A 26,079-nucleotide genomic window follows, 5' to 3' on the forward strand; every position below is an offset into this window, starting at 1 on the left:
TACGGCCACATCCAGAGACACACGGCGCCGCGCCCGGAGTCCATGAACGAACTGGCCCGTATGCCTTTCCTGGTCGAATCCATGGGCCTCAAGCCTGCGGCCTGCCACCGCTCCACCGCGGGCCGCACCCACCGTACGGATGCCCGGCGTGATCCCGGACCGGTGAGCGAGTCCGTGCAGGCCACCGCGATGGAACAGGAACGCAGTTGACCCAGCAAACAGCCTCCGCCCCCGCCACCGGTGCGCCCGGTGCTGATCCTCCCGCTCCCGATCCCCGCGAACCGTTGGCCGACCTGTTCGCGGACCTGAACAGCTCCCCTGACGGGCTGTCGAGCCGCGAGGCGGCCCGCCGACTCATCGTCCACGGACCGAACGCTTTGGTACGGCGCGGCGGACGACGCTGGCCGGGCGAGCTGGCCCGGCAGTTCACCCACCCGCTGGCCTTGGTCCTGGCACTGGCCGCACTGCTGGCGGGGGTCACCGGATCGCTGAGCCTGGCGGTGGCGATCATCGTGGTCATCGTCCTCAACGCGGTGTTCGCGTTCGTTCAGGAGGCGCAGGCGGAGAAGGCCGTGGAAGCTCTGGCGGCGTTCTTGCCCGACCGCGCCCGGGTGATCCGCGACGGCAAGCAGCAGGAGGTGGCCGCCGGGGACCTGGTCCCCGGCGACCTGCTGGTATTGGAGGAGGGCGAACGTGTCTGCGCGGACGCGCGCCTGTCCACCGGCAGCCTGGAAGTCGACCTGTCGGCCCTGACCGGCGAGTCGGTACCGGTCTACCGGGCAGCCGATCTCCTGGACACCGATGGGCCGTTGCTCTACTGCCGTGACGTCGTCTTCAGCGGCACGGTCTGCACCGGCGGCCAGGCACACGCGGTGGTCACCGCCACCGGCATGCTCACCGAACTGGGAAAGGTCGCGGCGCTCAGCCAGCGCGTCCAGCAGGACGAGAGCCCGTTGGAGCATCAGGTCAAACGGGTCGCCTGGCTGATCGCCGCGGTGGGCCTTGGCGTGGCGGTCGCGTTCGTGCCGCTGGGTCTGGTCGCCGGACTGTCGATCGCGGCGGCGATCAGCTTCGCCATCGGCTTGCTGGTCGCCAACGTCCCGGAGGGACTGCTGCCCACGATCACGCTGGCGCTGGCCGTCGGCGTGCGCGACCTCGCCAAGCGCGGCGCGGTGGTCAAACGCCTCTCGGCGGTGGAGGCCCTGGGATCGACCACGGTGATCTGCACCGACAAGACCGGCACGCTGACCGAGAACCGGATGAAGATCACCCGGCTGTGGATCCTGACGGCAACCGTCGAACCGGACACCGCCACACCCGATGCCGGCGGGCCTGATACGGGTCAACTGCCGCCGTCCATGGAGGCGTTGATCCGCTCGGCCGCACTGTGCACCACTGCCACGCTCTCTCCGGACCCGGCCCTGCCCGCGCACGGCGACCCCACCGAGATCGCACTGCTCGAAATGGCCTCCGTCCTCGGCCGGGCGCTCGATCCGGCCGAACGGGATCGCCGTCGGCACACCCTGTTTCCCTTCGACCCGCGACTCAAGCTGATGTCCACCATCGACCGGGCCGGTGAGGATCAGGAAAGCTGGACCGCCCACGTCAAAGGTGCTCCCGAGGAGGTCCTGGCCCGATCCCGGTCCGTCCTGGACGGGGACGGAGACGAGGACCGGCCGCTGACCGCACGGGACCGTACCGCCATTGGCAAGGTGGTCGAGGAGTACGCCGGCCAGGGCCTGCGGGTCCTGGCCATCGCCCGCCGAGAATCCACCGCCGGTGAACCCGTGGCGACCGACCGCGCCACTATCGAGGACGGCCTGTGCCTGCTGGGCCTGGTGGCCATGCTCGACCCGCCCCGCCCGCACGTCGCCGCCGCGATCGAGCAGGCCCACCGGGCCGGCATCCGCGTCCACGTGGTCACCGGGGACAACGGCCTGACCGCCGCCGCGATCGCCCGCCGGGTCGGCATCGGCACAGGTCCCGAGGGCACCCGCGTGATCACTGACGCGGCGCTCGACACCCTCAGTGAAGCGGACCTGGACGCGCTGCTGAACTCTGGCCAGGAGCTGGTCTTCGCCCGGAGCGCACCGGAGGTGAAACTGCGGATCGCCGACGCCCTGCGCGCCCAGGGGCAGGTCATTGCCATGACCGGCGACGGGGTCAACGACGCACCCGCACTGCGCCGCGCGGACATCGGCATCGCCATGGGACGCTCCGGTACCGACGTGGCCCGGGAAGCCGCCACCATGGTGCTGACCGACGACGACTTCGCCACCATCATCGCCGCGATCGAAGCCGGACGCCGCGTCTATGACAACGTCCGCAAGTTCATCCTCTACATCTTCTCCCACCTGCTGCCCGAGATCGTCCCGTTCCTGGTGTTCGCCCTGTGCGGCGGCCTCGTACCGCTGCCGCTGACCGTGATGCAGATCCTTGCCATCGACCTGGGTACCGACACCCTGCCCGCACTCGCGCTGTCCCGCGAACCGGCCGAACCCGGCCTCATGGACCGCCCGCCCCGCAAGCGCACCGACGGTGTGATCGACCGGGCCCTGCTGGTCCGGGCCTGGGCCTTCCTCGGAATGATCTCGGCGACGCTCATGATGGCCGGCTACTTCCTCACACTCACCAGAGCCGGCTGGCACCCCGGCGACCCGGTCGGCGCGAACTCCCCGCTGCACCACGACTATCTCCAGGCCTCCACCACCGCCTGGCTGGGCATTGTCGCCTGCCAGATCGGCACCGCCTTCGCCGCCCGCACCGACCACGCCTCACTGCGCTCGGTCGGCTTCTTCACCAACCGCGCCCTGCTGGCCGGAATCGGCTTCACTCTGCTGTTCGCCGCAGCCGTGATCTATCTGCCGCTGGTCCAGTCGCTGTTCGGCACAGCCGCCCTGGGACCGGCCGAACTGGCCACGGTCGCACCGTTCCCCTTCATCGTGTGGGGCGCCGACGAACTCCGCCGCGCCCGACGCCGACGTCGTAAGGCGGTTCCCCGGCCCACGATGCGGAGCGAGTAGAAGCCCCGGACCGCTGCCGCAACAGAGGGCATACGGTCCCTGCCCACGGGTCGTGGGGACGCATGGGTTCCCGGCGGAGAGCGCCTGTGCCCTGGGCTGACGGCTGGGCCTCGCACCTCCCGGACGGACTCCGTCCCCGCCCACAGAGAGCCGATTGGCCCCGTCCGGGGACCTACGGCCCCTGCAGCGCGTCCGCTTCGGCCACGACGCTGGAGGCGGACCGTCCGACGCATCCGCACCGTCCCCGGGAACCTCGACGTACTGCGCACCCCGCCTGCCCGGACTCCGACGTCGGGAACTCGTCGAGCACACCGGCCTCGACTCCGGCGAAACCGGCACGCTCGTCGCCACACTGGAGGACTGACCCATGCGTATCGTCGTCGCCCTCGGCGGCAACGCCCTGCTGCACCGCGGCGAACGCCCCGACGCGGCCGTCCAGCAGGCGAACATCGACCGGGTGACCACCGCGCTCGCGGCCCTCGCCCACGATCACGAGATCGTCATCACGCACGGCAACGGGCCGCAGATCGGCCTGCTCGCCTTCGAGAGCGCGGCCGATCCCGCCCTGAGCGCCCCCTATCCGCTGGACATGCTCGGCGCCCAGACCCAGGGCCTGATCGGTTCCCTGCTGGCCCGCACGCTGCACAACGCCCTGCCCGGGCGCAGGATCGCCGCGCTGGTCACCCACACCCTGGTGCGGGCCGACGACCCCGCATTCGACCGGCCCACCAAGTTCGTCGGCCCGGTGTATCCGCGCGAGTCGGCGGTGTCTCTCGCCCGGGAACGGGGCTGGCACGTCGCGGCGGACGGCACGGGCCTGCGTCGCGTCGTCGCCTCTCCGGCGCCCGAGCGGATCCTGGAGGCCGAGATCGTCCACGAACTGCTGAACAGCGGCACGCTCGTCATCTGCGGGGGCGGCGGAGGAGTCCCCGTTACCGCCGACCCCGTCACCGGCGCGGTGACCGGCGTGGAAGCCGTCGTCGACAAGGACCTCACTGCGGCGCTGCTCGCCGAGGACCTGAAGGCCGACTTCCTGCTCATCCTCACGGACGTTCCCTGCGTCTATTCCGGTTACGGCACCCCGGCCCAGCGGCCCGTTCTCCACGCCACCCCTGCCGAGCTGCGCCGGGGCGGCTTCCCCGACGGTTCGATGGGGCCCAAGGCCGAGGCCGCCGCACGGTTCGTCGAGCGGACCGGCGGGCCGGCCGCGATCGGTGCCCTGGATGCGGCGTACGAGATCGTCCACGGCCGGTCGGGCACGCTCGTCCGGCCGGATCCGCCCGTCGGATGAGAAGCCGTGACGGGAGGACGGGCCGAACGGTCCCCACTTGGGGACGGACGGTGGAGTCCTGTGCACTGCCCGGCCCTCCCCGCGGGCCGCCGCGCGTCGCGAGGATCGAAGCGGAGACATTCCAGTACGAGGCAAGGAAGAACCGGCGATGACAGTGACAGTGACGGCCGGAACGCGGGCGCCCAGGGCATGGCGTGGCTTCGCTGGGACACGGTGGCGCGACGGTATCGACGTACGCGACTTCATCCAGGCCAACTACACGCCGTACGAGGGCGATTCGGCCTTCCTGGCAGGCCCGACAGACCGCACCCGAGCCGTGTGGGAGAAGGTCAGTGCACTGTTCCCGGAGGAGCGGCGCAGGGGCATCCTCGACGTCGACACCGCGACCCCGTCGACGATCACCTCGCACGCGCCCGGGTACATCGAACGGGAGCGGGAGCTGATCGTCGGCCTGCAGACCGATGCCCCGCTGAAGCGCGCGATCATGCCGAACGGCGGCCTGCGGATGGTCGAGAACAGTCTCAAGGCATATGGCTACGAGTCCGACCCCTTCGTCACGCGGGTCTTCGGGACGTACCGCAAGACCCACAACGACGGCGTCTTCGACGCCTATACCCCTGAGATGCGGGCCGCCCGCAAGGCGGGGATCATCACCGGGCTGCCGGACTCCTACGGCCGCGGCCGGATCATCGGCGACTACCGGCGCGTCGCGCTGTACGGCACCGCCTTCCTCGCGCACGCCAAGCGTGCAGAGCGCGCGCTCCTCGACGCCCGTCCTTCGACGGCGGACACCATCCGGGACCGTGAGGAACTCGCCGAGCAGATGCGGGCGTTGGGTGAGCTGACGCGGATGGCGGCCACGTACGGCTGTGACGTCTCGCGGCCCGCGACGACCGCCCACGAGGCTGTGCAGTGGCTCTACCTCGGCTACCTGGCCGCCGTGAAGGAGCAGAACGGCGCCGCGATGTCGCTGGGCCGCACTTCCACCTTCCTGGACGTCTACCTCCAGCGGGACCTGGACGATGGGGTCCTCGACGAGACCCGTGGCCAGGAGCTGATCGACGACTTCGTGATCAAGCTGCGGATCGTACGGTTCCTGCGCACCCCCGAGTACGACGCGCTGTTCTCCGGCGACCCGACCTGGGTGACCGAGTCCATCGGCGGCGTAGGCGAGGACGGCCGATCGCTGGTCACCCGCACTTCCTTCCGCTTCCTCCAGACGCTCTACAACCTCGGCCCCGCGCCGGAGCCCAACCTGACCGTGCTGTGGTCGCCCCGACTGCCGTCGGGATTCAAGGAGTTCTGTGCCCAGGTGTCGATCGACACCAGCGCCGTCCAGTACGAGTCCGACGACCTGATACGTCCGAACACCGGCGACGACACCGCGATCGCGTGCTGTGTGTCGGCGATGGCGGTGGGTAAGCAGATGCAGTTCTTCGGGGCCCGGGTCAACCTCGCCAAGGCGCTGCTTTACGCGATCAACGGTGGCCGGGACGAGATGAGCGGTGAGCAGGTAGCGCCCAACACGCCCGCATTGACCGGCGAGTACCTGGAGTACGCGGAACTGACAGCGGCGTACGACCGGATGCTGGACTGGCTTGCGGCGACGTACGTCAACACGCTCAACGTCATCCACTTCATGCACGACAAGTACGCCTACGAGCGCGTCGAGATGGCGCTGCACGACCACCCCGTCCACCGCTTCATGGCCTGCGGCATCGCCGGTCTGTCCGTCGCCGCCGACAGCCTTTCCGCGGTCAAGTACGCACGGGTGAAGGTGATCCGGGACGACACCGGGCTGGCCGTGGACTACGAGATCGAGGGCGACTGGCCGGCGTACGGCAACAACGACGACAGTGTCGACGCCATCGCGGTCGGGCTGGTCGAGTCGTTCATGGCCAAGGTGCGCGAGCACCCGACCTATCGGGACGCCGAGCACACCCAGTCGGTGCTGACGATCACCTCCAACGTCGTCTACGGCAAGCACACCGGCAACACCCCCGACGGCCGCCGCGCCGGACAGTCCTTCGCGCCCGGCGCCAACCCCATGAACGGCCGCGACCGGCACGGAGTGGCCGCCTCCGCGCTCTCGGTCGCCAAGCTGCCGTACGGGCAGGCCCGTGACGGCATCTCGCTGACCACGACGATCACCCCGGAAGGGCTGGGGCACGCGCCCGCCGAGCGCGCGGGCAACCTGGTCGGGATCCTCGACGCCTACACGGCCTCCGGCGGCTTCCACATGAACGTCAACGTCCTGGACCGGGCCACGCTGGAGGATGCGATGGAACACCCGGAGAAATACCCGGAGTTGACCATCCGGGTCTCCGGCTACGCCGTCAACTTCGTCCGGCTGACCCGCGAGCAGCAGCTCGACGTGATCAGCCGCACCTTCCACGGATCGCTGTGAAGACCACGCCGGCGGGCCGGATCCACTCCTGGGACCTGTCCACCGGCGTGGACGGTCCCGGGACCCGGTTCGTCCTCTTCGTCAGCGGTTGCCCGCTGCGCTGCCTGTACTGCGCCAACCCCGACACCTGGCACATGCGGGACGGGCGGGAGGTCACGGTCGACGAGGTGATGGCGGAGATCGAGAAGTACCGGGACTTCATCACCACGGCCGGCGGCGGGGTAACCATCACGGGCGGCGAGCCACTGCTCCAACCCGCCTTCACCGCCGCGATCCTGCGCCGCTGCAAGGAGGCGGGACTGCACACGGCCATCGACACCTCCGGCGTCCTCGGCGCCCGCGCCACCGACGAACTGCTCGCCGACACCGACCTGGTGCTGCTGGACATCAAGTCCTTCGACATCCGTACGTACCGGAAGCTGACCGGCGGAGAGCTCGCGCCCACTCTCAACTTCGCCACGCGTCTGGACCGCCTGGGGATCCCCGTGTGGATCCGCTATGTCCTGGTGCCCGGCTGGACCGATGACCAGCAGGCCGTCGCCGGGCTCGCCCGCTTCGTCGCCGGCCTCGGCAATGTCGGCCGGGTGGACGTTCTGCCGTTCCACAAGCTGGGCGCCTCGAAGTACGACGCTCTCGCGATCCCCTTCCCGCTGCGTGACAACCCGGCTCCCGAACCAGCGCTGACCGAGCGGGTGCGCGAGCAGTTCAGGGAGCAGGGGCTCACGGCCTTCTGAAGCCGGGGCCACTGGTGACCGGCGGCATAGCATGGACGGTGGTTGCGCCGGGCCCGCCGGAGCGGTACGAGGCGCTTGCAGGTCTGCTCCACCGACCGCCCTCGGGCGGTCGGTGGTTCTCGCTGCATCGCGTCTACACGGCCGCGGTGGGGACGATCACGACCGGGCAGTGGGAGTGGTTCAGCAAGGCGTGGGTGACCGGGCCCAGTTGTCGGCCGAGCCGGTGGGGTCCGCGGCGGGCGCTGACGATCACGACCGCGGCCCCGTGGGTCGCTTCCAGCAGTGCGGGTGCCGGACCGGTCCGGACCGTGCGGGTCCCTGCCTCGGCATGGGGGTACCACTGTCTTGGCCCGGCCACCGCGAGGCGGGGCGCGGTCTGTCCGGTTCGAACCTGTCGGATGCCGTCGTTCTCCATCTGACGCGAGTGCACCAGGGGCGGGAGTTCGGGCGCCAGGTAGCGACGTGGCCGGGCGTTCAGTACGCGCAGTCGGGCTCCGTGGCGCGCCGCCTCCGCGAAGGCGAACACGGCGGCATCCGCATCGGTGTTGCTCTCCAGGCCGAGCAACACCTCGCCACGACTCGCGGGCCCGCGATCCCCTCGTACGACGAGCAGCGGGCCGTACGTGTGCGCGGCCAGCCGCAGACTCACCGAGCCGAGCAGCAGACCGGCCACGCCGCCGAGCCCGCGGGTGCCGACCACGGTGAGCTCGGCGCCCCGGCCGTGACGCACCAGCGCCTGGACCGGTCCGCCCTCGACGGCACAGGCCGTGAACGGCAGGCCGGGGTGACGGTCACGCACCCGAGAGGCGGCGGAAGCCAGTATCGGACCGGCCTCGTCGAGGTCGGGCACGGCGTACACGATGTCCAGCACGGCGCCGCGCAGTACAGCCTCTTCACAGGCCCGGTCAAGGGCCCGTACGGCGACGAGCGAACCGTCCACGCCTACTGTCACATGACGGGTGGTCATGTCTGTCCCTCCCCTTGGCTGGTGCTGGCTAGGCGGCGGCCGACGCGCCGTCGGCCCGGTTCGCGAGGGCGGCTCGGCCCGCTTCGAGGCGGGCGGCCGGCACGCGGAACGGCGAGCAGGAGACGTAGTCGAGGCCGGTGTCGTGGAAGAAGCGGATGGAGTCGGGGTCGCCGCCGTGTTCTCCGCAGACGCCGATCTTCAGGCCGGGCTTCGTGGCGCGGCCCTCCTCGACGGCGATGCGGACCAGTCGGCCGACGCCCTCGCGGTCGAGGGTCTCGAAGGGGGAGGCGGCGAAGATGCCCTGGGACAGGTAGGCGGGGAAGAAGGACGCTTCGGCGTCGTCGCGGGACAGGCCCCAGGCGGTCTGGGTCAGGTCGTTGGTGCCGAAGGAGAAGAAGTCGGCGGCTTCGGCGATACGGCCGGCGGTCAGCGCGGCACGGGGCAGTTCGATCATCGTGCCGATGGGGCAGTGGACCGTGAGCTCGGAGGTGTCCGACACTTCGGCCAGCACGCGCTGCGCCGTGTCCCGCACGATCCGCAGTTCCTCGACCGTGCCGACCAGCGGCACCATGATCTCGGCCTGGGGGTCCCCGCCGGCCCGCAGCCGTTCCACGACGGCCTCGGCGATCGCCCGTACCTGCATCTCGACCAGACCCGGGACGACGAGTCCCAGGCGCACGCCGCGCAGCCCCAGCATGGGGTTGCTCTCGTGCATCCGCTCGACGGCTGTCAGCAGATGTCGGTCGCGGATGGTCGGGTGGGTGGCGACGCGTACGGCGAGTTCGGTGCGGTCGGGCAGGAACTCGTTCAGCGGCGGGTCGATGAGGCGGATCGTCACCGGCAGCCCGTCCATGGCGGCCAGGATTCCGGTGAAGTCGGCCCGTTGGAGCGGCAGGAGGGCGTCCAGGGCAGCGCGCCGACCGGTCTCGTCCTCGGCCAGGATCATCGCCTCGACGAGGCCACGCCGTTCACCGAGGAACATGTGCTCGGTGCGGCACAGGCCGATGCCCTCGGCTCCGTAGCGGCGGGCGCGGGCCGCGTCCTCGGGGGTGTCGGCGTTGGCATGCACTCCCAATCGCCTTACGGAGTCGGCGTGTTCGAGAGCGCGGGCCACGGCGTCGGTCAGAGCGCCGTCCCGCTCCCCGGTGTCCAGGAAGTGGCCGACGGGCGAGTCGGCCCGCGGCAGCGCGCCGAGGTGGACCGTGCCCGCGGTGCCGTCCACGGAGATCACCGTGCCTTCGGCGAGTACGGCCTGGTCGGGTGCGGTGAGCGTCCGTGCCCCGATGTCCACCGTCAGCTCGTCGGCGCCGCACACACAGACCTTGCCCATGCCGCGCGCCACGACGGCCGCGTGGCTGGTCTTGCCGCCGCGGCTGGTCAGTACGGCCTCGGCGGCGACCATTCCGGGCAGATCGTCGGGGGTGGTCTCACAGCGTACGAGGATCACCTTGTCCCCCGTCGCGGCACGGCGTACGGCCTCCGCCGAGTCGAAGACGATCGCGCCGACGGCCGCGCCGGGAGAGGCGGGGACGCCGTGCGCCAGCGGTTTCGTGTCCGCGTGGGCTTCGAAACGAGGGAACATCAGCCGGGCGAGCCGCGCCCCGCCGACGCGGGTCAGCGCCTCGTCCTCGTCGATCACCTTTTCGTCGACGAGTGCCTCGGCGATGCGGAACGCAGCCTCGGCGGTGCGCTTGCCGACCCGGGTCTGGAGCATCCAGAGCGTGCCGCGCTCGACCGTGAACTCGATGTCGCACAGGTCGCGGTACTGGTGCTCAAGGGTTCCCATGTGAGCGACGAGTTGCCGGTACGAGCTCGGGTCGAGGCGGTCCAGTTCGGCGAGCGGTACGGCGTTGCGGATACCGGCGACGACGTCCTCGCCCTGGGCGTTGGGCAGGTAGTCGCCGTAGACACCGCGGGCCCCGGTCGCCGGGTCGCGGGTGAAGGCGACGCCGGTGCCGGAGTCCGGGCCGAGGTTGCCGAAGACCATGACCTGGATGTTGACGGCGGTGCCCAGGTCGTCGGGGATGTTCTCGCGCCGCCGGTAGAGGCGGGCACGCTCGCTGTTCCAGGAGCGGAAGACCGCCCGGATCGCGCGGTACAGCTGCTCGGCCGGGTCCTGCGGGAACTCCTCACCGGTCGCGTCCCGGATCACCTTCTTGAAGTCCTCGACGAGCTGGGCGGGGTCGTCGGTGGGTCCGTGTCGGTCGAACAGTTCCGGAGCGATGCCGAGGACGGTACGGCCGTACATCTGGAGGAGCCGGCGGTAGGAGTCCCACGCGGAGCGCTCCCGGCCGGTGGCCTTGGCCAGGGCGAGGACGGACTCGTCGCCGAGGCCGATGTCGAGGATCGTCTCCATCATCCCGGGCATCGAGAACTTGCTGCCCGAGCGCACGGACAGCAGCAGCGGGTTGTCCCGCCCGCCCAGCCCGCGGCCCACCCGGCGCTCCAACTCGGCCAGGGCATCGGCGACCTGGGCGCCCAGCTCCTCGGGTTCCGCGCCGGTGGCCAGGTACTCCCGGCAGGCGCGCGTGGTGACGGTGAAGCCAGGGGGCACGGGCAGTCCCAGGCGGGTCATCTCCGCGAGGTTCGCCCCCTTGCCGCCGAGCACGTCGGCCATGTCACGGCCGCCCTCGGCGAAGGCGTACACGTACCTGGTCATCTCTCTCACCCTCCGGGCTTGTTCAGGCGTGCGGGACGACGGCGACGGGGCAGGGCGCGTGATGCAGCGCCGCGTGTGCGACGGGGCCGATGTGGGTGCCGAGACGGGTTTCGCGCCTGCGGCGTCCCACCACGAGGAGGGCCGCGCCGGCCGAGGCGCTGATCAGCTCGTCGGCCGCACGTCCTTCGGTGACGCTCTCGACGACGGCGACCTCGGAGAACTTCTCGCACCAGGGGCGAAGTACGGCGGTCACCGCGTGCTGGTGCTCGGCGAGCAGCTCCGGGCCCCTCACCGGGACGAGCGCGTCCATCGCCTCGAAGTCCGGCGGACGGCTGAAGGTGTGGATCACCTGCAGTGAGGAGTCCCGGCGCCCGGCGGCGTCGAAGGCGAACTCGATCAGTTCCTCGCAGGGCCGGCCGGTGTCGAGACCGAGTACGACATCGCGGTACGGGATCCCGGGTATCTCGTCCGGGGAAATGCCGTCCGGTGCCGAGAAGTGCTCATCGGCGGTGCTCCCGCCCACCCTCACCAACACCACGGGACGGGGTGCCCTGGCGGCGACTCGCTGTGACACCGACCCCATCAGGAACCCCGCGACGCCGCCGAATCCACGGGAACCGAGGACCAGTAGTTCGGACTCCTCGGCCGCCCTGAGAAGGACAGCGACCGGGGAGTCCGCCACCGCCTGGCCGGTGACCTGCAGACCTGGGTGCGCGGCGCGCATGCTGTCCGCCACCCGTTCCGGCAGGCCCTCGGCCCAGGCCCGTTGGGACATGTCCGCGGGCACGGACGGTGCCGGACGCGGATGCCACTCCCAGGCATGCACCAGACGCAGCGCGGTGCCCCGGCGCGCAGCTTCCCGGGCCGCCCAGTGCGCGGCGGCCAGGCTTTCGGGAGAGCCGTCGATCCCCGCGGTGACGTGTCGAAGCATGATCCGTACCTCCAGCGTTGCTGCCCGTGGGTTCCTCTTCCTCCATCGAGCCTGCTACCGGGGCGAGCACTGGCGCAGAGGCCGGGCAGGCCCTTGCGGTGGGCCCTTCGGCCCTGATGCTGTCCCGCCCCGTGCACGCCCCCAAGGACGGCCATGCCGATCGCCCTGGCCGATCGCCAAGCGGCCCGGCCCGGGGGGCCGGGTGGCCCATGGCGGAGGAGGGGGGACGGGCAGAGATTTGGAGTAGGCAGCGTCGCGCTCCGGGAAGAGGCAGGACCATGAACGCATCCCCTACATCCACCATGCTGCGGGCGTTGCCCGCCGAGCCCCGTGAACAGCTGATGCGCCTCGCCCGCGAGGTGTCGTTCCCGCAGGGCACCCGCCTCTTCAAGGAGGGCGGACGCGCCGACCGGTTCTGGATCATCCGCACCGGCACCATCGCCCTCGACATGCACGTGCCCGGTCGCCAAGCGGCCGTCATCGAGACACTCGGGCACAACGAACTCGTCGGCTGGTCCTGGCTGTTCGGACCGCACGCCTGGTGTCTGGGCGCCGAGACGCAGAGTCCGGTGCGTGCCTACGAGTTCGACGCCGAGGCGGTACGGGCCATGGGGCGGGCTGATCCCGCGCTGGGAATGGCCCTGACCCAGTGGGTGGGAGATGTCGTCGCCCGCCGGCTGCGGTCGGCGAGGACCCGCTTGCTGGACGTGTACGCGCCCTACGGCAGCGGCAACTCTCGCTGACCCGACCACGATGGAATCGTCGGAACCGACCAAGGAGTCACCGTGTGCGGCACCCCGCACATGGTGAGCGACGTGATGACCCATACCGTCGCCTCCATCGGCCGCAGCGCCGACTTCAAGGAGATCGTGCAGCTGATGGAACAGTGGAAGGTCAGCGCCCTTCCCGTTCTGGAGGGCAAGGGTGATGGCGAGGGCCGGGTGGTCGGAGTCGTCTCCGAAGCCGACCTGCTGTACAAGGAGGAGTTCCACGACGCGGACCCCGACGGCTACACACAGCTGCGGCGTTTCTCCGATCTGGCCAAGGCCGGCGCCGTGACCGCCGAGGAGCTGACGACGTCCCCGGCCCTGACCGTCCACACGACCGCGACCCTTGCGCAGGCCGCCCGCACCATGGCGCACGCCAAGGTCAAGCGGCTCCCTGTCGTCGATGACACAGGCCGGCTGGAAGGCGTTGTCAGCCGCGGAGATCTCCTGAAGGTGTTCCTGCGGGACGACGAGGAAGTCGCCGAGGAGGTCCGCAGGGAAGTCGTGTCGTATCGGTTCCCCGCGTCGTACTCGCTCGTCCGTGTGCAGGTGAAGGACGGGGTCGTCACCCTTGCCGGACGCGTCAGGGACACCTCTCTGGTGCCGGTGGCCACACGCCTGGTGCGGGCCGTCGAAGGTGTGGTGGACGTGAAGTGCGAGCTCACGCGCCCGGCGCGCCGCCCGGAGCAGTGACCGGCGGCCGAACCGAGGACCGCCGTCGGGTTGGACCGGTCGGCCCTAGTGCATCCGGACCGGAAGGGTGAGGATCGTTGTCACAGTCGGCATGTGGTCCGTACTCCGTAGTCCATCAGTGAGCGAGGGTCGTCATGGCCGAGGCGCGTACCTTCACGGCACAGAACCCGATCCGGGTCTTCCTGTTGGATGACCACGAAGTCGTACGACGCGGTCTCACCGACTTGCTGGACTCCGAGCCGGACATCTCGGTGGTCGGCGACGCGGACAGCGCCGAGCACGCGCTGGTGCGCGGGCCGGCACTGCGCCCGGACGTGGCCGTCCTCGACGTACGCCTGCCGGACGGTGACGGGATCAGTGTCTGCCGCGAGCTGCGCAGCCGGATGCCGGAGCTGGCCTGTCTGATGCTGACGTCGTTCGACGACGAGGAGGCCCTGCTCGACGCGATTATGGCCGGGGCGGCTGGCTATGTGCTCAAGCAGATCAAGGGGTCCGATCTCGTCTCGGCGGTCCGCACCGTCGCCTCCGGCCAGTCGATGCTGGATCCCACGACGACCGCCCGCCTGATGCGTTCCCTGCGCGCGGACCCCGCCGAGGGACCGGCGCTCGCACCCGAACTCGCCAGTCTGTCACCCCGTGAGCGGGACATCCTCGCGCTGATCGGGGACGGGCTCACCAACCGCGAGATCGGCAAGAAGCTCTATCTGTCGGAGAAGACGGTGAAGAACCACATCTCCCGTCTGCTGGCCAAACTCGGCGTCCAGCGCCGTGTCCAGGCGGCGGTCATGGCCAGCCATCTCGAACAGCCCGGCCCCACCGACCACCCGACGCGCTGAGTCCGGCTCCACCGGCCACCCCGGCGCGCTGAGTCCGCCCCGCCCCGACGTCCGGGCCTGCCATGGCGCATGACGCCGCGCCCTTCTGCGGTCAGCCTCTGCCCGCGGCACCGTCCGCGGTCACGGGAACCCGCCACACCAGCTGCGTACCGCCGCCCTCCGGCCGTTCGCCGAGCGTCAGCGCTCCGCCGAGGGTGACGGCCCGCTCCTCGATGTTCTTCAGCCCGCTGCGCCCGGCGTCCCCCGGCACCCCACAGCCGTCGTCCGTCACCGTGAGCGTCAACTCGCCCCTGGCGAACTGAAGACGGACGTCCACCGCCTGTGCCCCGGAGTGCCGGGCCGCATTGCTGAGCGCCTCGCCGAGCACCGCGACCGCATGGTCGGCGATGTCGCCGGGGACATCGGTCTCGACGAGCCCCTCGATGCGCAGCGCGGGCGGGAATCCGAGTGACGTGGTCGAGGACCTCACCGCCTCGGCCACCCGGCCGCGCAGGCCGTCGCTCTCCCGCCCGCCCCCGCCGTGGGTGCGGAGTCCGAAGATCGTGGACCTGATGATCTTGATGGTGTCGTCGAGGTCGTCGACGGTCCGTGTCAGCCGCTCCATGCCCTCGGGGTGCTCCATGAAGCGCTGGCTGCTCTGCAGGGTCATGCCGGCCGCGAAGAGCCGCTGGATGGCGAGGTCATGGAGGTCACGGGCGATGCGGTCCCGGTCCTGGAGCAGGATGATCTGTTCCGCGTCCCGCCGCCGCTCGGCCAGCTCCAGGGCCAGCGCCGCCTGGTCGGCGAACCCGAGCAGCGGCCCGGTGTCCACGTCGCCGAACGGCGTACCGCCCGGCACGCGCCCCAGCAGCAGCACGCCCCGCGGCTTCCCGCCGGCGCCCAGCGGCACCGCGACCACGGGTCCGAGCCCGGCCCACTGGGCTTCGCCTTCGCCGGTGCGGGAGTCGTGCTCGATGTCGGCGCTGACCACCGGCTCCGCCGCGCCGAGTGCCGCTCCGACGAAACCGTCCCGTGCGGACAACACCAGACCGCTGCGTTCCTCCCTGCCCAGGCCGACCGCCAGGGCCGGCCGCAGTGTCTCCTCGCCCGGTATGCGCTCCGCGATCAGCCCCATGTCGGCGGAGACGATCTTTCGGGCCTCGTCGACGATCAGTTCCATCACGTCCGGACTCGGCGCACCGGTCAGGAGCATGCTGGTGACCTTGCCGCTGGCCCGCTGCCAGCGCTCGCGCAGCCTGGTCTCCTCGTACAGCCGCGCGTTCTCGATGGCTACTCCGGCGGCCACTGCCAGCGTCGACAGGACGGACTCATCCTCCGCGTCGAACTCCCTGGCGCTGCGCTTCTCGGTGAGGTAGAGGTTTCCGAACACCTCCTCGCGCACCCGGATCGGTACGCCGAGGAAGGAATGCATCGGCGGATGGTTGGCCGGGAAGCCGTACGACGCCGGGTGCTCCGACAGCTCCGGCAGTCGCAGTGGCACCGGGTGCCGGATCAGCTCGCCGAGGAGCCCGTGCCCGCTGGGCAGCGCCCCGATCTCCGACCGCCCCTCTTCGCCGATGCCGACGGTCAGGAACTCGGACAGCTTCTGGTCCCCGCCGATCACGCCCAGCGCTCCGTACTCGGCGTCCACCAGCACCACCGCGGCCTCGACGATGCTGCGCAGCACCTGCGCCAGGTCGAGTTCCCGTCCGACCGAGAGGACGGCCTCCAGCAGGCTGTGCAGGCGGTCCCGGGTGCCGCGTACCGCGTCGATGCGCACCTGCAGCTCGCCCAGCAGTTCATCGAGCCGCAGCTTGGGCACATGCTCCTCGGAACCGCCGCGTCCATCCCCGCTCATTGCTTCCTCCGACCGGTACAGCAGACAAGGCGGGCTCGAACCACTTCCCCTGCCTTCACCGTACTGTCCGGAGGGCCTCGAAAGCGCCGTCGGACGGGTCGAAGACCGGTTGGCATCTCGGTGGCGCGGATCGTGTTGAGCGGCCTCGGGGAAGTGCGGGTGCGTTCCCGAGGCCGTTGCCCCTCAAACTGGCGTATGGGGACGGGGGGGAGGCCCGCATGGTTCAGCTCCTTTGCGGCTCGGCCGCGAACTCAGTGCCGATCCGCGTGGCCCACGCCTCGATCTGTCCGAAGTCGCGGAAGTCCCCGCCCTTTCCGGAGGAGACGATCTTCCGGGCGATGAATCCTGTCGCTCCCTCTTCGAGACAGCCTCCGAAGGTGACGTGTTCCTTGGCGTCGAGCCGGAGCATGGCCCGCTGGACACCGGGCACGGGCGGGATGTCCCGTGCCGAGGCCGTGGCGTCGAGCGGGCCGCTGCTGAAGAACCACAGCGGGCGCCCGGCCAGCGCGCGGCCGTGACGGCGGACGAAGCGGCGGGCGTCCTTGTGCCAGCGCCCCGCGTACAACCCACCACCCACCACCACGGCGTCGTACGACTCCACGTTCGTCACGGACCGGGCAGGAACCGCCTCGGCCGACACTCCCTCCTTGCGCAGGACTTCGGCGATGGTCTCGGCGATCCGTGCGGTCGAACCGTTCGTCGTTCCGTGGGCAACCAGCACTTTGCTCAGCATGACGGTGCGCCTTCCTTTCACGGCCTTCGCAGCCATTCCCCGGTCACACCGTGCATGGCCGGCTCGTCCGGCCTCAGGTGCGCGTCGTCCAGCCGGTACGTGAGCTTGTCGACCACCGCGACGACACCGTCGATGCGGTTGGTCATGGCGAGGGCGATCCCCGCCTCGCTCTTGCGCTCCACATGGCCCGTGAGCGTCACGACTCCTTCGTCCACACCGACCTCGACGCTCGACGGCGCCAGCCACAGCGAGCCGACCAGCACCTCGTCGATCACCACGCGGCGGATCTCGGCGTCGGGCTGCAGGAAGACCTGGATCAGGTCGCGGCGGGTGACGATGCCGACGACCCGGTCCTCCTCGTCCACCACCGGCAGTCGCTCCACACGGTGCCGTGCCATGGTCCGGGCGGCCTCGGCGATGGTGTTGTCGGCGTACACCGTGACCGGCGGCACGGACATCAGCTGTCCGGCGGTACGGGCATGCGCCTTCGCGGCCTGCCTGCGAGCGCCGCGGGTCAGCTCGGCGAGCCGGAAGCGGCGCTTGTGCCTGCCCGGGTCGGGTGTCTCCGCCTGCCGGACCATGAGGTCGGTCTCGGAGATCACCCCGATGACCTTCTCGTTCTCGTCGACCACCGGCAGTCCGCTGATGCGGTGCTTGGCGAGGAGCCCTGCCACCTCCTTGAACGGGGTGCCGTACAGCGCCCGGACGACCTCCGTCGCCATCACGGATCCGACCTGCTTGTGCTTCATGTCTGTTCCTCCTCAGCGCAGTCGGCGCAGATACGGGTCCTGAGCCCTGCGCGGCAGCAGGCGGACTCGTGCGTCCAGCACGGTGACCGCGTCAGGCGTCGCGAGGACGGGGTTGAAGTCGGCCTCGGCGAGTTGCGGCAACTCGCTCGACATACGGGACAGCCGCAGGAGCAGCTGTTCGAGGCTCTGGAGGTCGACGGGTCCGCTGCCGTGCGCGCCGAACAGGAGCGGTGCGCAGCGCGGGGCGGTGATCAGGTCGTGTACGTCGAGGTCGGTCAGCGGGGCGAGGCGGGCGATGGGGGTCCCCCCGGTCGAGCGAAGTCGAGACTGGGGGAGGTCGGCCAGGACCTCGGTCGCGGTGCCGCCGAGTCCGAAGAGCACGAGCGGGCCGAAGACCTCGTCCTGCACGACTCCCGCGAATAGTTCGGTGCCGCGCGCGGCCAGCGGCTGGACGACCACCCCGGTCATCAGGCCGGCGAACCGGTTCTCGAAGTCCCTGAAGGAGGCGCGCACTTGGGCGTCCCCTTCGAGGTCGAGGTGCACGGCGTGCTGTTCGCTCTTGTGGAGCTGGCCGGGCCAGTGGGCCTTCATGACCACCCGGCCGTCGGGGCCGCGCAGCCGTTCGGCTGCGATGACGGCGTCGTCCTCCGTCTCCGCCCAGGACCACGGGAGCTGGGGAATGCCGTAGCAGGCGAGGAGTTCGGCGCAGGTGCGCGGGTCGAGCCAGCCGCCGTCCGGGTGGGCGGCGAGATAGGTCTCGGCGACCGTGCGGGCCCGGGCAGTGTCGACCTCTGCGAGTTCCGGGACGGTGCCCGCGGGTCGGCTCAGCCAGGCCGCACGGCGGGAGGCGTGTGCCAACGCCCGCGCCGCCGAGCCCGGTTCGGCGTACGACGGGATGGCGCCGCCGTCCTGCGTCGGCAGCAGTCTGACCGGCAGGTCCTGCTCCAGGCGTACGACGGCGACCGGATGGGCGCGGCGTGCGGGGCCGCTGGTGAGGGCCCGCACGAGGTCGTCGCCGGTCGCGGCCGCGACGGCCGTGGGGACGAGGGCCAGCAGGACGGCGTCGATACCCGGGTGCCGCATGATCCGGTCCACGCAGTCGCCGAGCTCCTCCTCCGTGACGGCCGCGGTGACGTCGAGGGGGTTGCCCACGGTCGCGCCGTCGGGCAGTACGGCATGCAGGCTCTCGATCACCGAGGGTGTGAGCGGGGGAAGCGACAACCCCGCTTCCGCGCAGGCGTCCGCGGCCAGGACACCCACGCCGCCCGCATTGGTGACGATGGCCACGCGGGTCCCGGCCGGTAGCGGCTGGGAGTGCAACAGCGCCGCGGTTTCCAGGAGTTCGCCCACCGAGCGGGTGGCGGTGATGCCGGCCTGGGTGAACAGCGCCTGCCGGGTCATGGTCGGGGTCGCGGCCGCGGCGGTGTGCGAGGCGGCGGCGCGGCGGCCGGCGTCGGTGCGGCCCGCGTCGACCGTGAGTACCGGCATACGGCGCGTTACGCGCCGGGCGGTACGGGAGAACGCCCGCGGGTTGCCGAAGGACTCCAGGTGCAGCAGGGCGAGTTCGGTGCGGTTGTCGCTCTCCCACCACTGGAGCATGTCGTTGCCGCTGACGTCGTACTTGTCGCCGAGCGAGGCGAAGGACGAGACACCGATGCCGAGCCGGGACAGCCCGTCGAGCAGGGCGATGCCGACGCCGCCGGACTGCACGGCGACGCCCGCCGTGCCGGGGCGCGGATGATCCGCTGCGAAGGTGGCGTCGAGGGAGAGTGCCGGGTCGGTGTTGGTGATGCCGAGGCAGTTGGGTCCGACGAGCCGCATGCCGTACGTGCGGCACGTGGCCATGAGGGCTTCCGCCTGCCAGCTGTCGAGGCCGGCCGAGACGACGAGCAGTGCCCGTACTCCGGCCTTGCCGCACTCCTCCGCGGCATCGGGGAGGGCTGCCGCGGGCACCGCGAGGACCGCGAGATCCGGGACCTTGGGCAGTGCACTGACCGAGGGGTAGGACGGCACGCCGAGGATCGAGGTGGCCCGGGGGTTCACCGCGAAGAGGCGCCGGGTGAAGCCGCCCGCGTGCAGATGGTGGAGGAGAGCCCGCCCCACCGATCCGGGCCTGCGCCCGGCGCCCACCACGGCGATCGCGTTCGGCCGCAGCAGCGGTTCCAGACTGGCCACGTCGGCGGCCCCGCCGCGGGCCTCGACGGCGGAGAGATAGGTGTCGTCCTCGTCCAGTTCGATGGCGCAGCGCACCTCCGGGCCCTCGAAACGGCGTGTGGTGTGCAGGCCCAGGTCGGCGAAGAGCTGAAGCACTTCGTGGTTCTCGGAGAGCGCGTCCGCCGTGAACGTGGTGATGCCGTCCGCCCGGGCGGCGGAGACCAGGTGCTCGACGAGGAGCGTGCCGACGCCGTGGTGGTGCAGCGTGTCGTTGACGGCGATGGATATCTCGGCCGAGGTCGCGTCGTCGCCGACCTCGTACTCGGCCAGGCCGATCACCTGGTCCTTCGACTCGGCCATCAGCGCCCGGTATCCGGGGTGCGGCGGCGCGGAGGCCCGGTCGGCGGCCATCGCGGCGGAACGCCGGCTCGCCGCGAAGAACCGCAGCCGCAGATTCTCCGCGGACATCTCGTCGTAGAGCCCCTGCAGTTGCTCGTGATCGCCTTGCTGCACAGGACGTATGCACACGGTGGTGCCGTCCGAGAGCAGGGCATGGACCGTGGGTCGGCTGTGCGTGTCATCCGTCATCGTGGGTCTCCTTCAAAGCCTTTTGACCCTTCGAGCATCCAGCGGACGGGGCGGTGATCCCATGGGCTGTCCGGGGGTGCGTCGGGGGCCGGTCGGCCCTAAAGTCCGGTCCCGCACGTGCGACGGGCCCAGGCCGGCACCCGGCGGACATCGCGGGTGCGGGCGTGGGCCCGGGCGGGGTGACGGTGACCTACGGGTCGGTGTCCTCAGCTGTCGGCCACCAGTGCCGTGAGGTCGAGGAGGCGGTTGGTGTAGCCCCACTCGTTGTCGTACCAGCCGAAGACCTTGACCAGATTGCCGTGCGCCTGCGTCAGCGCCGGGTCGAAGACGCAGGACGCGGGGTCGCCGATGACGTCGCGGGAGACGATCGGCGCCTTCGACACGCGGAGGATGCCCTTCAACGGGCCCTGAGCGGCCTCGGCGAAGGCCGTATTGACTTCCTCCACCGTCGCCTCGCGCCGCAGCACCACCGCAAGGTCCGTGAGCGAACCGTCCTCGACGGGCACGCGGACCGCGATGCCGTCCAGCGCACCCGCGAGTTCCGGCAGCACCAGGCCGACGGCGCGGGCGGCGCCCGTGCTGGTCGGGATGATGCTCAGCGCCGCCGAGCGGGCCCGGCGCAGGTCCTTGTGCGGGCCGTCCAGCAGGGACTGGTCGTTGGTGTAACCGTGGATGGTGGTCATCATGCCGCGGTCGATGCCGAAGGTCTCGTGCAGCACCTTGACCATCGGGGCGACGCAGTTGGTGGTGCAGGAGGCCGCGGACACGATCCGGTCGTGGTGCCGGTCGTACGTGCCGTCGTTGACGCCCATCACGATGGTGGCGTCCGCGTTCTTGCCCGGGGCGGAGAGCAGGACCGTATGGGCGCCGCTCTTCAGGTGTAGGGCTGCGGAGTCGCGGTCACGGAAGTGCCCGGTGGACTCGATGACGATGTCCGCGCCACAGTCGCCCCACTGGAGGGCCGCCGGGTCGCGTTCGGCGGTGACGGCGATGCGCCGGCCGTCGACGGTGATCGAACTGTCGTCGTGGCTCACCTCGCGTCCGATGCGGCCGAACGTCGAGTCGTACTCCAGCAGATGGGCCAGGGTGGCGGGCGGCGCGATGTCGTTGACGGCGACCACCTCGACGTCCTGGGTGCCCGCTTCGGCGCGGTCGAGCGCCGCGCGCAGGTAGGTGCGGCCGATGCGGCCGAAGCCGTTGATGCCGACGCGTACGGTCATGGCGTTGAACTCCTTTGATGAACAGGGGTGTTCAGGCGGTCCAGGTCCAGTCCTCGACCTCCGGCAGGTCGGTGCCGTGCTCGCGGATCCAGGCGTGGTGGCGGGTGCGGGCGTCGGCCATCTCCTGCCGTACGGCAGCCGCGCGCACCGCCAGGCCGGGGACCCGGTCGATGACGTCCATGACGAGGCGGTAGCGGTCCATGTCGTTTCGGACGACCATGTCGAACGGCGTGGTGGTGGTGCCCATCTCCTTGTAGCCGCGGACGTGCAGGTTGCCGTGGCCGGTGCGGCGGTAGGCGAGGCGGTGGATCAGCCACGGATAGCCGTGGTACGCGAAGATCACCGGTTTGTCGGTGGTGAACAGGCCGTCGTACTCGAAGTCGCCCATCCCGTGCGGGTGTTCCTCGCGCGGCAGCAGCCGGGCCATGTCGACGACGTTGACGACCCGGACGGCGAGTTCCGGCAGATGGCGCCGCAGCAGATCGGACGCGGCCAGGATCTCCAGGGTCGGTACGTCTCCCGCGCAGGCCAGCACCACGTCGGGCTCGCCGCCGTTCTCGCTGCCCGCCCAGTCCCAGATCCCGGCGCCGCGCGCGCAGTGGGCGCGGGCCTCGTCCATGGAGAGCCAGTCGAAACAGGGCTGCTTCCCGGCGACGATCACGTTGACGTAGTCACGGCTGCGCAGGACGTGATCCGCCACGGACAGCAGGGTGTTGGCGTCCGGCGGCAGATAGACCCGGACGACCTCGGGACTCTTGTTGAGGACGTGGTCGACGAACCCGGGGTCCTGGTGGGAAAAACCGTTGTGGTCCTGCCGCCAGACATGCGACGTCAGAAGGTAGTTGAGGGAGGCGATCGGGGCCCGCCACGGCAACCCCCTCGATGTCTTGAGCCACTTGATGTGCTGGTTGACCATCGAGTCGACGATGTGGACGAACGCCTCGTAGCAGGAGAACAGCCCGTGCCGGCCGGTGAGCAGATAGCCCTCCAGCCAGCCCTGACAGAGGTGTTCGGAGAGGATCTCCATCACCCGGCCGTGCCGGTCCAGGTGTTCGTCCACCTGGAGGGTCTGGGCCTGCCAGGCCTTGCCGCTGGCGTTGAAGACGGCGCCCAGCCGGTTGGAGGCGGTCTCGTCGGGGCCCACCAGGCGGAAGTCGCGCCGTCCCGAGGTGTCATTCATGATCTGTTCGAGGAGGTCGCCGAGGACCCGGGTCGGCTCGTGCTGGGTGGCGCCCGGCTTGTCGACGGGGACGGCGAAGCGGTCGAGGGACGGCATCGGCAGGTCGCGCAGGAGCAGGCCGCCGTTGGCGTGCGGGCTGGCGCCGAGGCGGCGGGTCCCCTCGGGGATACAGGCGAGGACGTCGGCGACGGGCCGACCGTCGGCGCCGAAGAGCTCCTCGGGACGGTACGAGCGCAGCCAGGTCTCCAACTGGCGCAGGTGGTCCGGATTCTCGCGTACGCCGGACAGCGGGACCTGGTGGGCGCGCCACGTGCCCTCGACCGGGACGCCGTCGACCTCGGCGGGTCCCGTCCAGCCTTTCGGGGTGCGCAGCACGATCATGGGCCAGTGCACGCGTTCGGTCACGCCGTCCTCGCGGGCCGTGCTCTGCATCAGGGCGATGCGGTCCAGCGCCTGGTCGAAGGCGTCGGCCATGGCACGGTGGACCTGGTGCGGGTCGTCGCTGGTGACGTGGATCGGTTCGTGTCCGTATCCGCGCAGCAACTCGTCGAGCTCGGACTCCGGGAGACGGGACAGCACGGTCGGGTTGGCGATCTTGTAGCCGTTGAGATGGAGGATCGGCAACACGGCGCCGTCGTGGACCGGGTCGAGGAACTTGTTGGAGTGCCAGGACGCGGCCAGCGGCCCCGTCTCCGCCTCGCCGTCACCGATGACGCAGGCGACCAGCAGGTCCGGGTTGTCGAAGGCTGCGCCGTAGGCGTGCGCGAGCGAGTAGCCGAGCTCGCCTCCCTCATGGATCGAGCCGGGTGTCTCCGGGGCGACATGGCTGGGCACTCCGCCGGGGAACGAGAACTGCCGGAAGAGCCGGTCCATGCCCGCCGCGTCACGCGATACGTCCGGATAGGTCTCGCTGTAGCTGCCCTCCAGCCAGGAGTTGGCGAGGACGGCGGGCCCGCCGTGGCCGGGACCCCAGACACAGAGCGCGTCGAGACCACGCGTCTTGATCACCCGGTTGAGGTGGGTGTGCACGAGGTTGAGGCCCGGGGAGGTGCCCCAGTGGCCGAGCAGCCGCGGCTTGATGTGGGCGGGGGCGAGGGGTTCAGTCAGCAGTGGGTTGGCCAGCAGGTAGATCTGGCCGACGGCCAGGTAGTTCGCGGCCCGCCAGTGGGCGTCCAGGGTGCGCAGTTCCTCATCGGTCAGCACGGTGCTGTTCTGGTGTTCGACCTGGGGCATGGTGACTCCGTAAGTCATCGAGACGAGTCAGGCTTCAGGAAGGGGCGCGAACCGAGGGCGCCCGGCTCGTCGTGGTGTTCGAAGGGCCCCACGTTCACCGTGCCTCGGAGCACGTGAACCCGCGCGTCGCGCACACGGTGGCGCTCCGAGCCGTCACGCCCGCTGGGGTACGACGGCCACGGGGCAGGCGGAGTGGTGCAGGACCGCGTGGGCGACCCTGCCGATCTGGAGCCCGAAGTGACCGTGGCGTCGCTGGGCGCCGACAACGAGCAGGCCGGCGTCGGCGGAGGCGTCGAGCAGCACCTTGCGGGCGGGGCCTTCGGCGGTACGCCGGTGCAGTTCCACCCCCTCCGGGGCATCCCGCAGCGCCGCCTCCAGGATCTCCACGGCCCGCTCCTCGTGCAGCCGGGCGGGTTCGCCGGTCATCAGAGGGTGGTCGGTGGTCTGGTACCCGGGACACCGCCAGGCGCGTACGGCCTCCAGGGGCCCCCGGTGTTCCGCCGCCTCCTGGAAGGCGAGGCGCACGGCCGCCGAGTTCTCCGGCTCCTCGCCGACCCCCAACACGATGCGCCCGCGCCGCGCAGACTTCGCCCGGTTGTCGTGGCTGCCGCGCAGCACGATCACCGGGCAGTCGGCGCGGGCGGCGACTGCGAGGCTGACCGAGCCGAGCAGCAGTTCGGCGATGCCGCCGCGGCCGCGCGAGCCCAGGACCAGGGCGAAAGCGGCACTGCCCGCGCGCAACAGAGCGGGCACGGGCTCCTCGGGCAGTACCTCGGTGGAGATCTTCACGTCCGACGCCCGGCGTTGTGCACGCTTGGCGGCAGCCTCGACGATGCTGTCGGCCAGCATCTGTTCCGAGGAGCTGCCGAGCCCCGTGGCGAGTGCGGCACCTTCGTACCGCTCCCACAGCGAGGCGTACACCAGCCGCAGCGGCATCCCGCGCAGGGCGGCCTCGTCGGCCGCCCAGTCCACGGCGCGCAGACTCGGTTCGGAACCGTCGACGCCCACGACCAGCGGGAGTTCCATCGTCCTCACCTTCCCGCGGCCATGTCGAAGACGATCCGCGCCTTGATGTCGCCGCGCAGCACGTCGTCCATGGACTCATTGACGCTCGCGAGCGTCCGTGTCTCGTAGATGACCCTGGTGCGGCCGGCCGCGTGGATCTGGAAGACCTCGGCCAGGTCCTGCCGGGTACCCACGATGGAGCCGATCACCGAGGTGCCGTTCAGGACGGTGCCGAAGATCGGGACCTGGATCGTGCCGTGCGCCGGCATGGCCACCATCACGAGCTTCCCGCCGCGCCGCAGTAGTCCGGCGTACGCCGTCGAGAACGCCGCCTCGTTCACCGCGAGCGCGATGGCGGCATGTGCACCGCCGTGCCGCTGGAGCACCTCTCCCACATCGTGCTTGCGGGCGTCGATGACGAGGTCGGCGCCGAGTTCCGCGGCGAGTTCGAGCTTCTCGTCCGTGACGTCGATCGCGGCCACCTGCGCCCCGGCGATCTTCGCGTACTGCACTGCCAGGTGGCCCAGTCCTCCGACACCGGAGATGGCTACGAGCTGGGTCGGCCGGACGTCGGCGACCTTGAGGGCCTTGTACGTGGTCACGCCCGCGCAGGTCAGCGGAGCGGCCTCCAGGGCGCTGATGCCCTGGGGCACTGGTTGGGTGAAGTCGGCCCAGGCGAGCATCTTCTCGGCGTACCCGCCGTCGCACCCGTATCCGGTGTTGATCTGCTGCTCGCACAGCGTCTCCCAGCCGGACAGACAGTACTCGCACCGCCCGCACGTCTTGCCCAGCCAGGGCGCGGCAACGCGTTGCCCCAGTGCGAGGTGCGTGACGCCGTCACCGAGGGCCTCGACGAGGCCGACGCCCTCGTGGCCTGGGACGAACGGCGGATTCGGCTTGACCGGCCAGTCCCCTCGGGCGGCATGGATGTCGGTGTGGCACAGCCCGGAGGCCTCGACCCGGATACGGACCTGGCCGGGGCCGGGCTCGGGGTCGGGGCGCTCCTCGATGACCAGGGGCTCGCCGAAGGCTCGTACGACTGCTGCCTTCATGATGTCTTCTCCTCGGGGCA

The 26,079-nt window shown here is 70.7% G+C and carries 19 protein-coding genes; 8 read left to right on the forward strand and 11 right to left on the reverse strand.

All coding sequences use genetic code 11. The features are described 5' to 3' along the window. The first annotated feature begins 42 nt into the window (after positions 1-42). The 5 genes from ACFWP7_RS22035 to pflA all read left to right on the forward strand — a co-directional run bounded on the left by ACFWP7_RS22035 (position 43) and on the right by pflA (position 7,455). Positions 43-210, forward strand: coding sequence for a hypothetical protein (locus tag ACFWP7_RS22035; RefSeq protein ID WP_384383334.1), 168 nt, complete (start codon positions 43-45; stop codon positions 208-210). Beyond that, positions 207-3,023, forward strand: coding sequence for a cation-translocating P-type ATPase (locus ACFWP7_RS22040; RefSeq protein ID WP_384383335.1), 2,817 nt, complete (start codon positions 207-209; stop codon positions 3,021-3,023). The genes ACFWP7_RS22035 and ACFWP7_RS22040 overlap by 4 nt, the downstream gene beginning before the upstream one ends. A gap of 367 nt (positions 3,024-3,390) precedes the next feature. Next, positions 3,391-4,314, forward strand: coding sequence for a carbamate kinase (locus ACFWP7_RS22045; protein WP_384383337.1), 924 nt, complete (start codon positions 3,391-3,393; stop codon positions 4,312-4,314). Between the two features lie 148 nt (positions 4,315-4,462). Beyond that, positions 4,463-6,721 (forward strand): formate C-acetyltransferase, encoded by a 2,259-nt coding sequence (gene pflB, locus ACFWP7_RS22050; RefSeq protein ID WP_384383339.1) that lies wholly within the window; start codon positions 4,463-4,465, stop codon positions 6,719-6,721. Then, positions 6,712-7,455, forward strand: coding sequence for a pyruvate formate-lyase-activating protein (pflA, locus tag ACFWP7_RS22055; protein ID WP_384383403.1), 744 nt, complete (start codon positions 6,712-6,714; stop codon positions 7,453-7,455). The genes pflB and pflA overlap by 10 nt, the downstream gene beginning before the upstream one ends. 133 nt (positions 7,456-7,588) lie before the next feature. Here pflA and ACFWP7_RS22060 read toward each other — a convergent pair whose 3' ends face one another. From ACFWP7_RS22060 to ACFWP7_RS22070, 3 genes are read right to left on the reverse strand one after another with little or no spacing between them, the layout of a single operon-like run. Beyond that, on the reverse strand, positions 7,589-8,422 hold the full coding sequence (locus ACFWP7_RS22060; protein ID WP_384383341.1) for a universal stress protein: 834 nt from the start codon (positions 8,420-8,422) through the stop codon (positions 7,589-7,591). 28 nt (positions 8,423-8,450) lie between these two features. After that, on the reverse strand, positions 8,451-11,081 hold the full coding sequence (gene ppdK, locus ACFWP7_RS22065; protein WP_384383342.1) for a pyruvate, phosphate dikinase: 2,631 nt from the start codon (positions 11,079-11,081) through the stop codon (positions 8,451-8,453). A gap of 22 nt (positions 11,082-11,103) precedes the next feature. Next, complete coding sequence (locus tag ACFWP7_RS22070) at positions 11,104-12,012, reverse strand: universal stress protein (protein ID WP_384383344.1); 909 nt, start codon at positions 12,010-12,012, stop codon at positions 11,104-11,106. A gap of 278 nt (positions 12,013-12,290) precedes the next feature. On the opposite strand from ACFWP7_RS22070, the gene ACFWP7_RS22075 reads away from it, so the two are divergent. The 3 genes from ACFWP7_RS22075 (at position 12,291) to ACFWP7_RS22085 (ending at position 14,308) form a co-directional block, all read left to right on the forward strand. Next, the gene (locus ACFWP7_RS22075; RefSeq protein WP_384383345.1) at positions 12,291-12,755 is read left to right on the forward strand and encodes a cyclic nucleotide-binding domain-containing protein; all 465 of its coding nucleotides are present in this window, start codon (positions 12,291-12,293) and stop codon (positions 12,753-12,755) included. Positions 12,756-12,797: 42 nt separating this feature from the next. Beyond that, positions 12,798-13,472: a CBS domain-containing protein gene (locus ACFWP7_RS22080; protein WP_384383347.1), complete on the forward strand. Its 675-nt coding sequence runs from the start codon at positions 12,798-12,800 to the stop codon at positions 13,470-13,472. Positions 13,473-13,606: 134 nt separating this feature from the next. Further along, positions 13,607-14,308, forward strand: coding sequence for a response regulator (locus ACFWP7_RS22085; protein WP_384383348.1), 702 nt, complete (start codon positions 13,607-13,609; stop codon positions 14,306-14,308). A gap of 91 nt (positions 14,309-14,399) precedes the next feature. On the opposite strand, the gene ACFWP7_RS22090 is transcribed toward ACFWP7_RS22085, so the two are convergent. The 8 genes from ACFWP7_RS22090 to ACFWP7_RS22125 all read right to left on the reverse strand — a co-directional run bounded on the left by ACFWP7_RS22090 (position 14,400) and on the right by ACFWP7_RS22125 (position 26,059). Then, positions 14,400-16,145 (reverse strand): GAF domain-containing protein, encoded by a 1,746-nt coding sequence (locus ACFWP7_RS22090; protein ID WP_384383350.1) that lies wholly within the window; start codon positions 16,143-16,145, stop codon positions 14,400-14,402. 223 nt (positions 16,146-16,368) lie between these two features. Further along, a complete protein-coding gene (locus ACFWP7_RS22095) occupies positions 16,369-16,878 on the reverse strand; it encodes a flavodoxin domain-containing protein (protein WP_384383352.1) in 510 nt (169 codons plus the stop codon). A 17-nt stretch (positions 16,879-16,895) separates the two neighbouring features. Continuing rightward, positions 16,896-17,627, reverse strand: a complete 732-nt coding sequence (locus ACFWP7_RS22100; RefSeq protein ID WP_384383354.1) for a CBS domain-containing protein — start codon at positions 17,625-17,627, stop codon at positions 16,896-16,898. 12 nt (positions 17,628-17,639) lie between these two features. Continuing rightward, on the reverse strand, positions 17,640-20,369 hold the full coding sequence (locus ACFWP7_RS22105) for a GNAT family N-acetyltransferase (protein WP_384383356.1): 2,730 nt from the start codon (positions 20,367-20,369) through the stop codon (positions 17,640-17,642). Positions 20,370-20,575: 206 nt separating this feature from the next. Beyond that, a complete protein-coding gene (gene gap / locus ACFWP7_RS22110) occupies positions 20,576-21,589 on the reverse strand; it encodes a type I glyceraldehyde-3-phosphate dehydrogenase (RefSeq protein WP_384383357.1) in 1,014 nt (337 codons plus the stop codon). Positions 21,590-21,620: 31 nt separating this feature from the next. After that, the gene (locus tag ACFWP7_RS22115; RefSeq protein ID WP_384383359.1) at positions 21,621-24,002 is read right to left on the reverse strand and encodes a phosphoketolase; all 2,382 of its coding nucleotides are present in this window, start codon (positions 24,000-24,002) and stop codon (positions 21,621-21,623) included. Between the two features lie 153 nt (positions 24,003-24,155). After that, positions 24,156-25,028 carry a universal stress protein gene (locus ACFWP7_RS22120; RefSeq protein ID WP_384383360.1) on the reverse strand — a complete coding sequence of 291 codons (873 nt, stop codon included), beginning with the start codon at positions 25,026-25,028 and terminating at the stop codon, positions 24,156-24,158. A gap of 5 nt (positions 25,029-25,033) precedes the next feature. Continuing rightward, a complete protein-coding gene (locus ACFWP7_RS22125) occupies positions 25,034-26,059 on the reverse strand; it encodes a zinc-dependent alcohol dehydrogenase (RefSeq protein WP_384383361.1) in 1,026 nt (341 codons plus the stop codon). Between the last annotated feature and the right edge of the window lie 20 nt (positions 26,060-26,079).

Source organism: Streptomyces sp. NPDC058470 (genome assembly GCF_042721055.1).
GTDB lineage: Bacteria > Actinomycetota > Actinomycetes > Streptomycetales > Streptomycetaceae > Streptomyces.

Excerpts from the sequence above, each read along its gene's own strand:
- ACFWP7_RS22035 (WP_384383334.1), top strand. The coding sequence starts at position 43 with ATGAACGAACTGGCCCGTATGCCTTTCCTGGTCGAATCCATGGGCCTC.
- ACFWP7_RS22045 (WP_384383337.1), top strand. The coding sequence starts at position 3,391 with ATGCGTATCGTCGTCGCCCTCGGCGGCAACGCCCTGCTGCACCGCGGC.
- pflB (WP_384383339.1), top strand. The coding sequence starts at position 4,463 with ATGACAGTGACAGTGACGGCCGGAACGCGGGCGCCCAGGGCATGGCGT.
- ACFWP7_RS22060 (WP_384383341.1), bottom strand. The coding sequence starts at position 8,422 with ATGACCACCCGTCATGTGACAGTAGGCGTGGACGGTTCGCTCGTCGCC.
- ppdK (WP_384383342.1), bottom strand. The coding sequence starts at position 11,081 with ATGACCAGGTACGTGTACGCCTTCGCCGAGGGCGGCCGTGACATGGCC.
- ACFWP7_RS22070 (WP_384383344.1), bottom strand. The coding sequence starts at position 12,012 with ATGCTTCGACACGTCACCGCGGGGATCGACGGCTCTCCCGAAAGCCTG.
- ACFWP7_RS22075 (WP_384383345.1), top strand. The coding sequence starts at position 12,291 with ATGAACGCATCCCCTACATCCACCATGCTGCGGGCGTTGCCCGCCGAG.
- ACFWP7_RS22085 (WP_384383348.1), top strand. The coding sequence starts at position 13,607 with ATGGCCGAGGCGCGTACCTTCACGGCACAGAACCCGATCCGGGTCTTC.
- ACFWP7_RS22090 (WP_384383350.1), bottom strand. The coding sequence starts at position 16,145 with ATGAGCGGGGATGGACGCGGCGGTTCCGAGGAGCATGTGCCCAAGCTG.
- ACFWP7_RS22095 (WP_384383352.1), bottom strand. The coding sequence starts at position 16,878 with ATGCTGAGCAAAGTGCTGGTTGCCCACGGAACGACGAACGGTTCGACC.
- ACFWP7_RS22100 (WP_384383354.1), bottom strand. The coding sequence starts at position 17,627 with ATGAAGCACAAGCAGGTCGGATCCGTGATGGCGACGGAGGTCGTCCGG.
- ACFWP7_RS22105 (WP_384383356.1), bottom strand. The coding sequence starts at position 20,369 with ATGACGGATGACACGCACAGCCGACCCACGGTCCATGCCCTGCTCTCG.
- gap (WP_384383357.1), bottom strand. The coding sequence starts at position 21,589 with ATGACCGTACGCGTCGGCATCAACGGCTTCGGCCGCATCGGCCGCACC.
- ACFWP7_RS22115 (WP_384383359.1), bottom strand. The coding sequence starts at position 24,002 with ATGCCCCAGGTCGAACACCAGAACAGCACCGTGCTGACCGATGAGGAA.
- ACFWP7_RS22120 (WP_384383360.1), bottom strand. The coding sequence starts at position 25,028 with ATGGAACTCCCGCTGGTCGTGGGCGTCGACGGTTCCGAACCGAGTCTG.
- ACFWP7_RS22125 (WP_384383361.1), bottom strand. The coding sequence starts at position 26,059 with ATGAAGGCAGCAGTCGTACGAGCCTTCGGCGAGCCCCTGGTCATCGAG.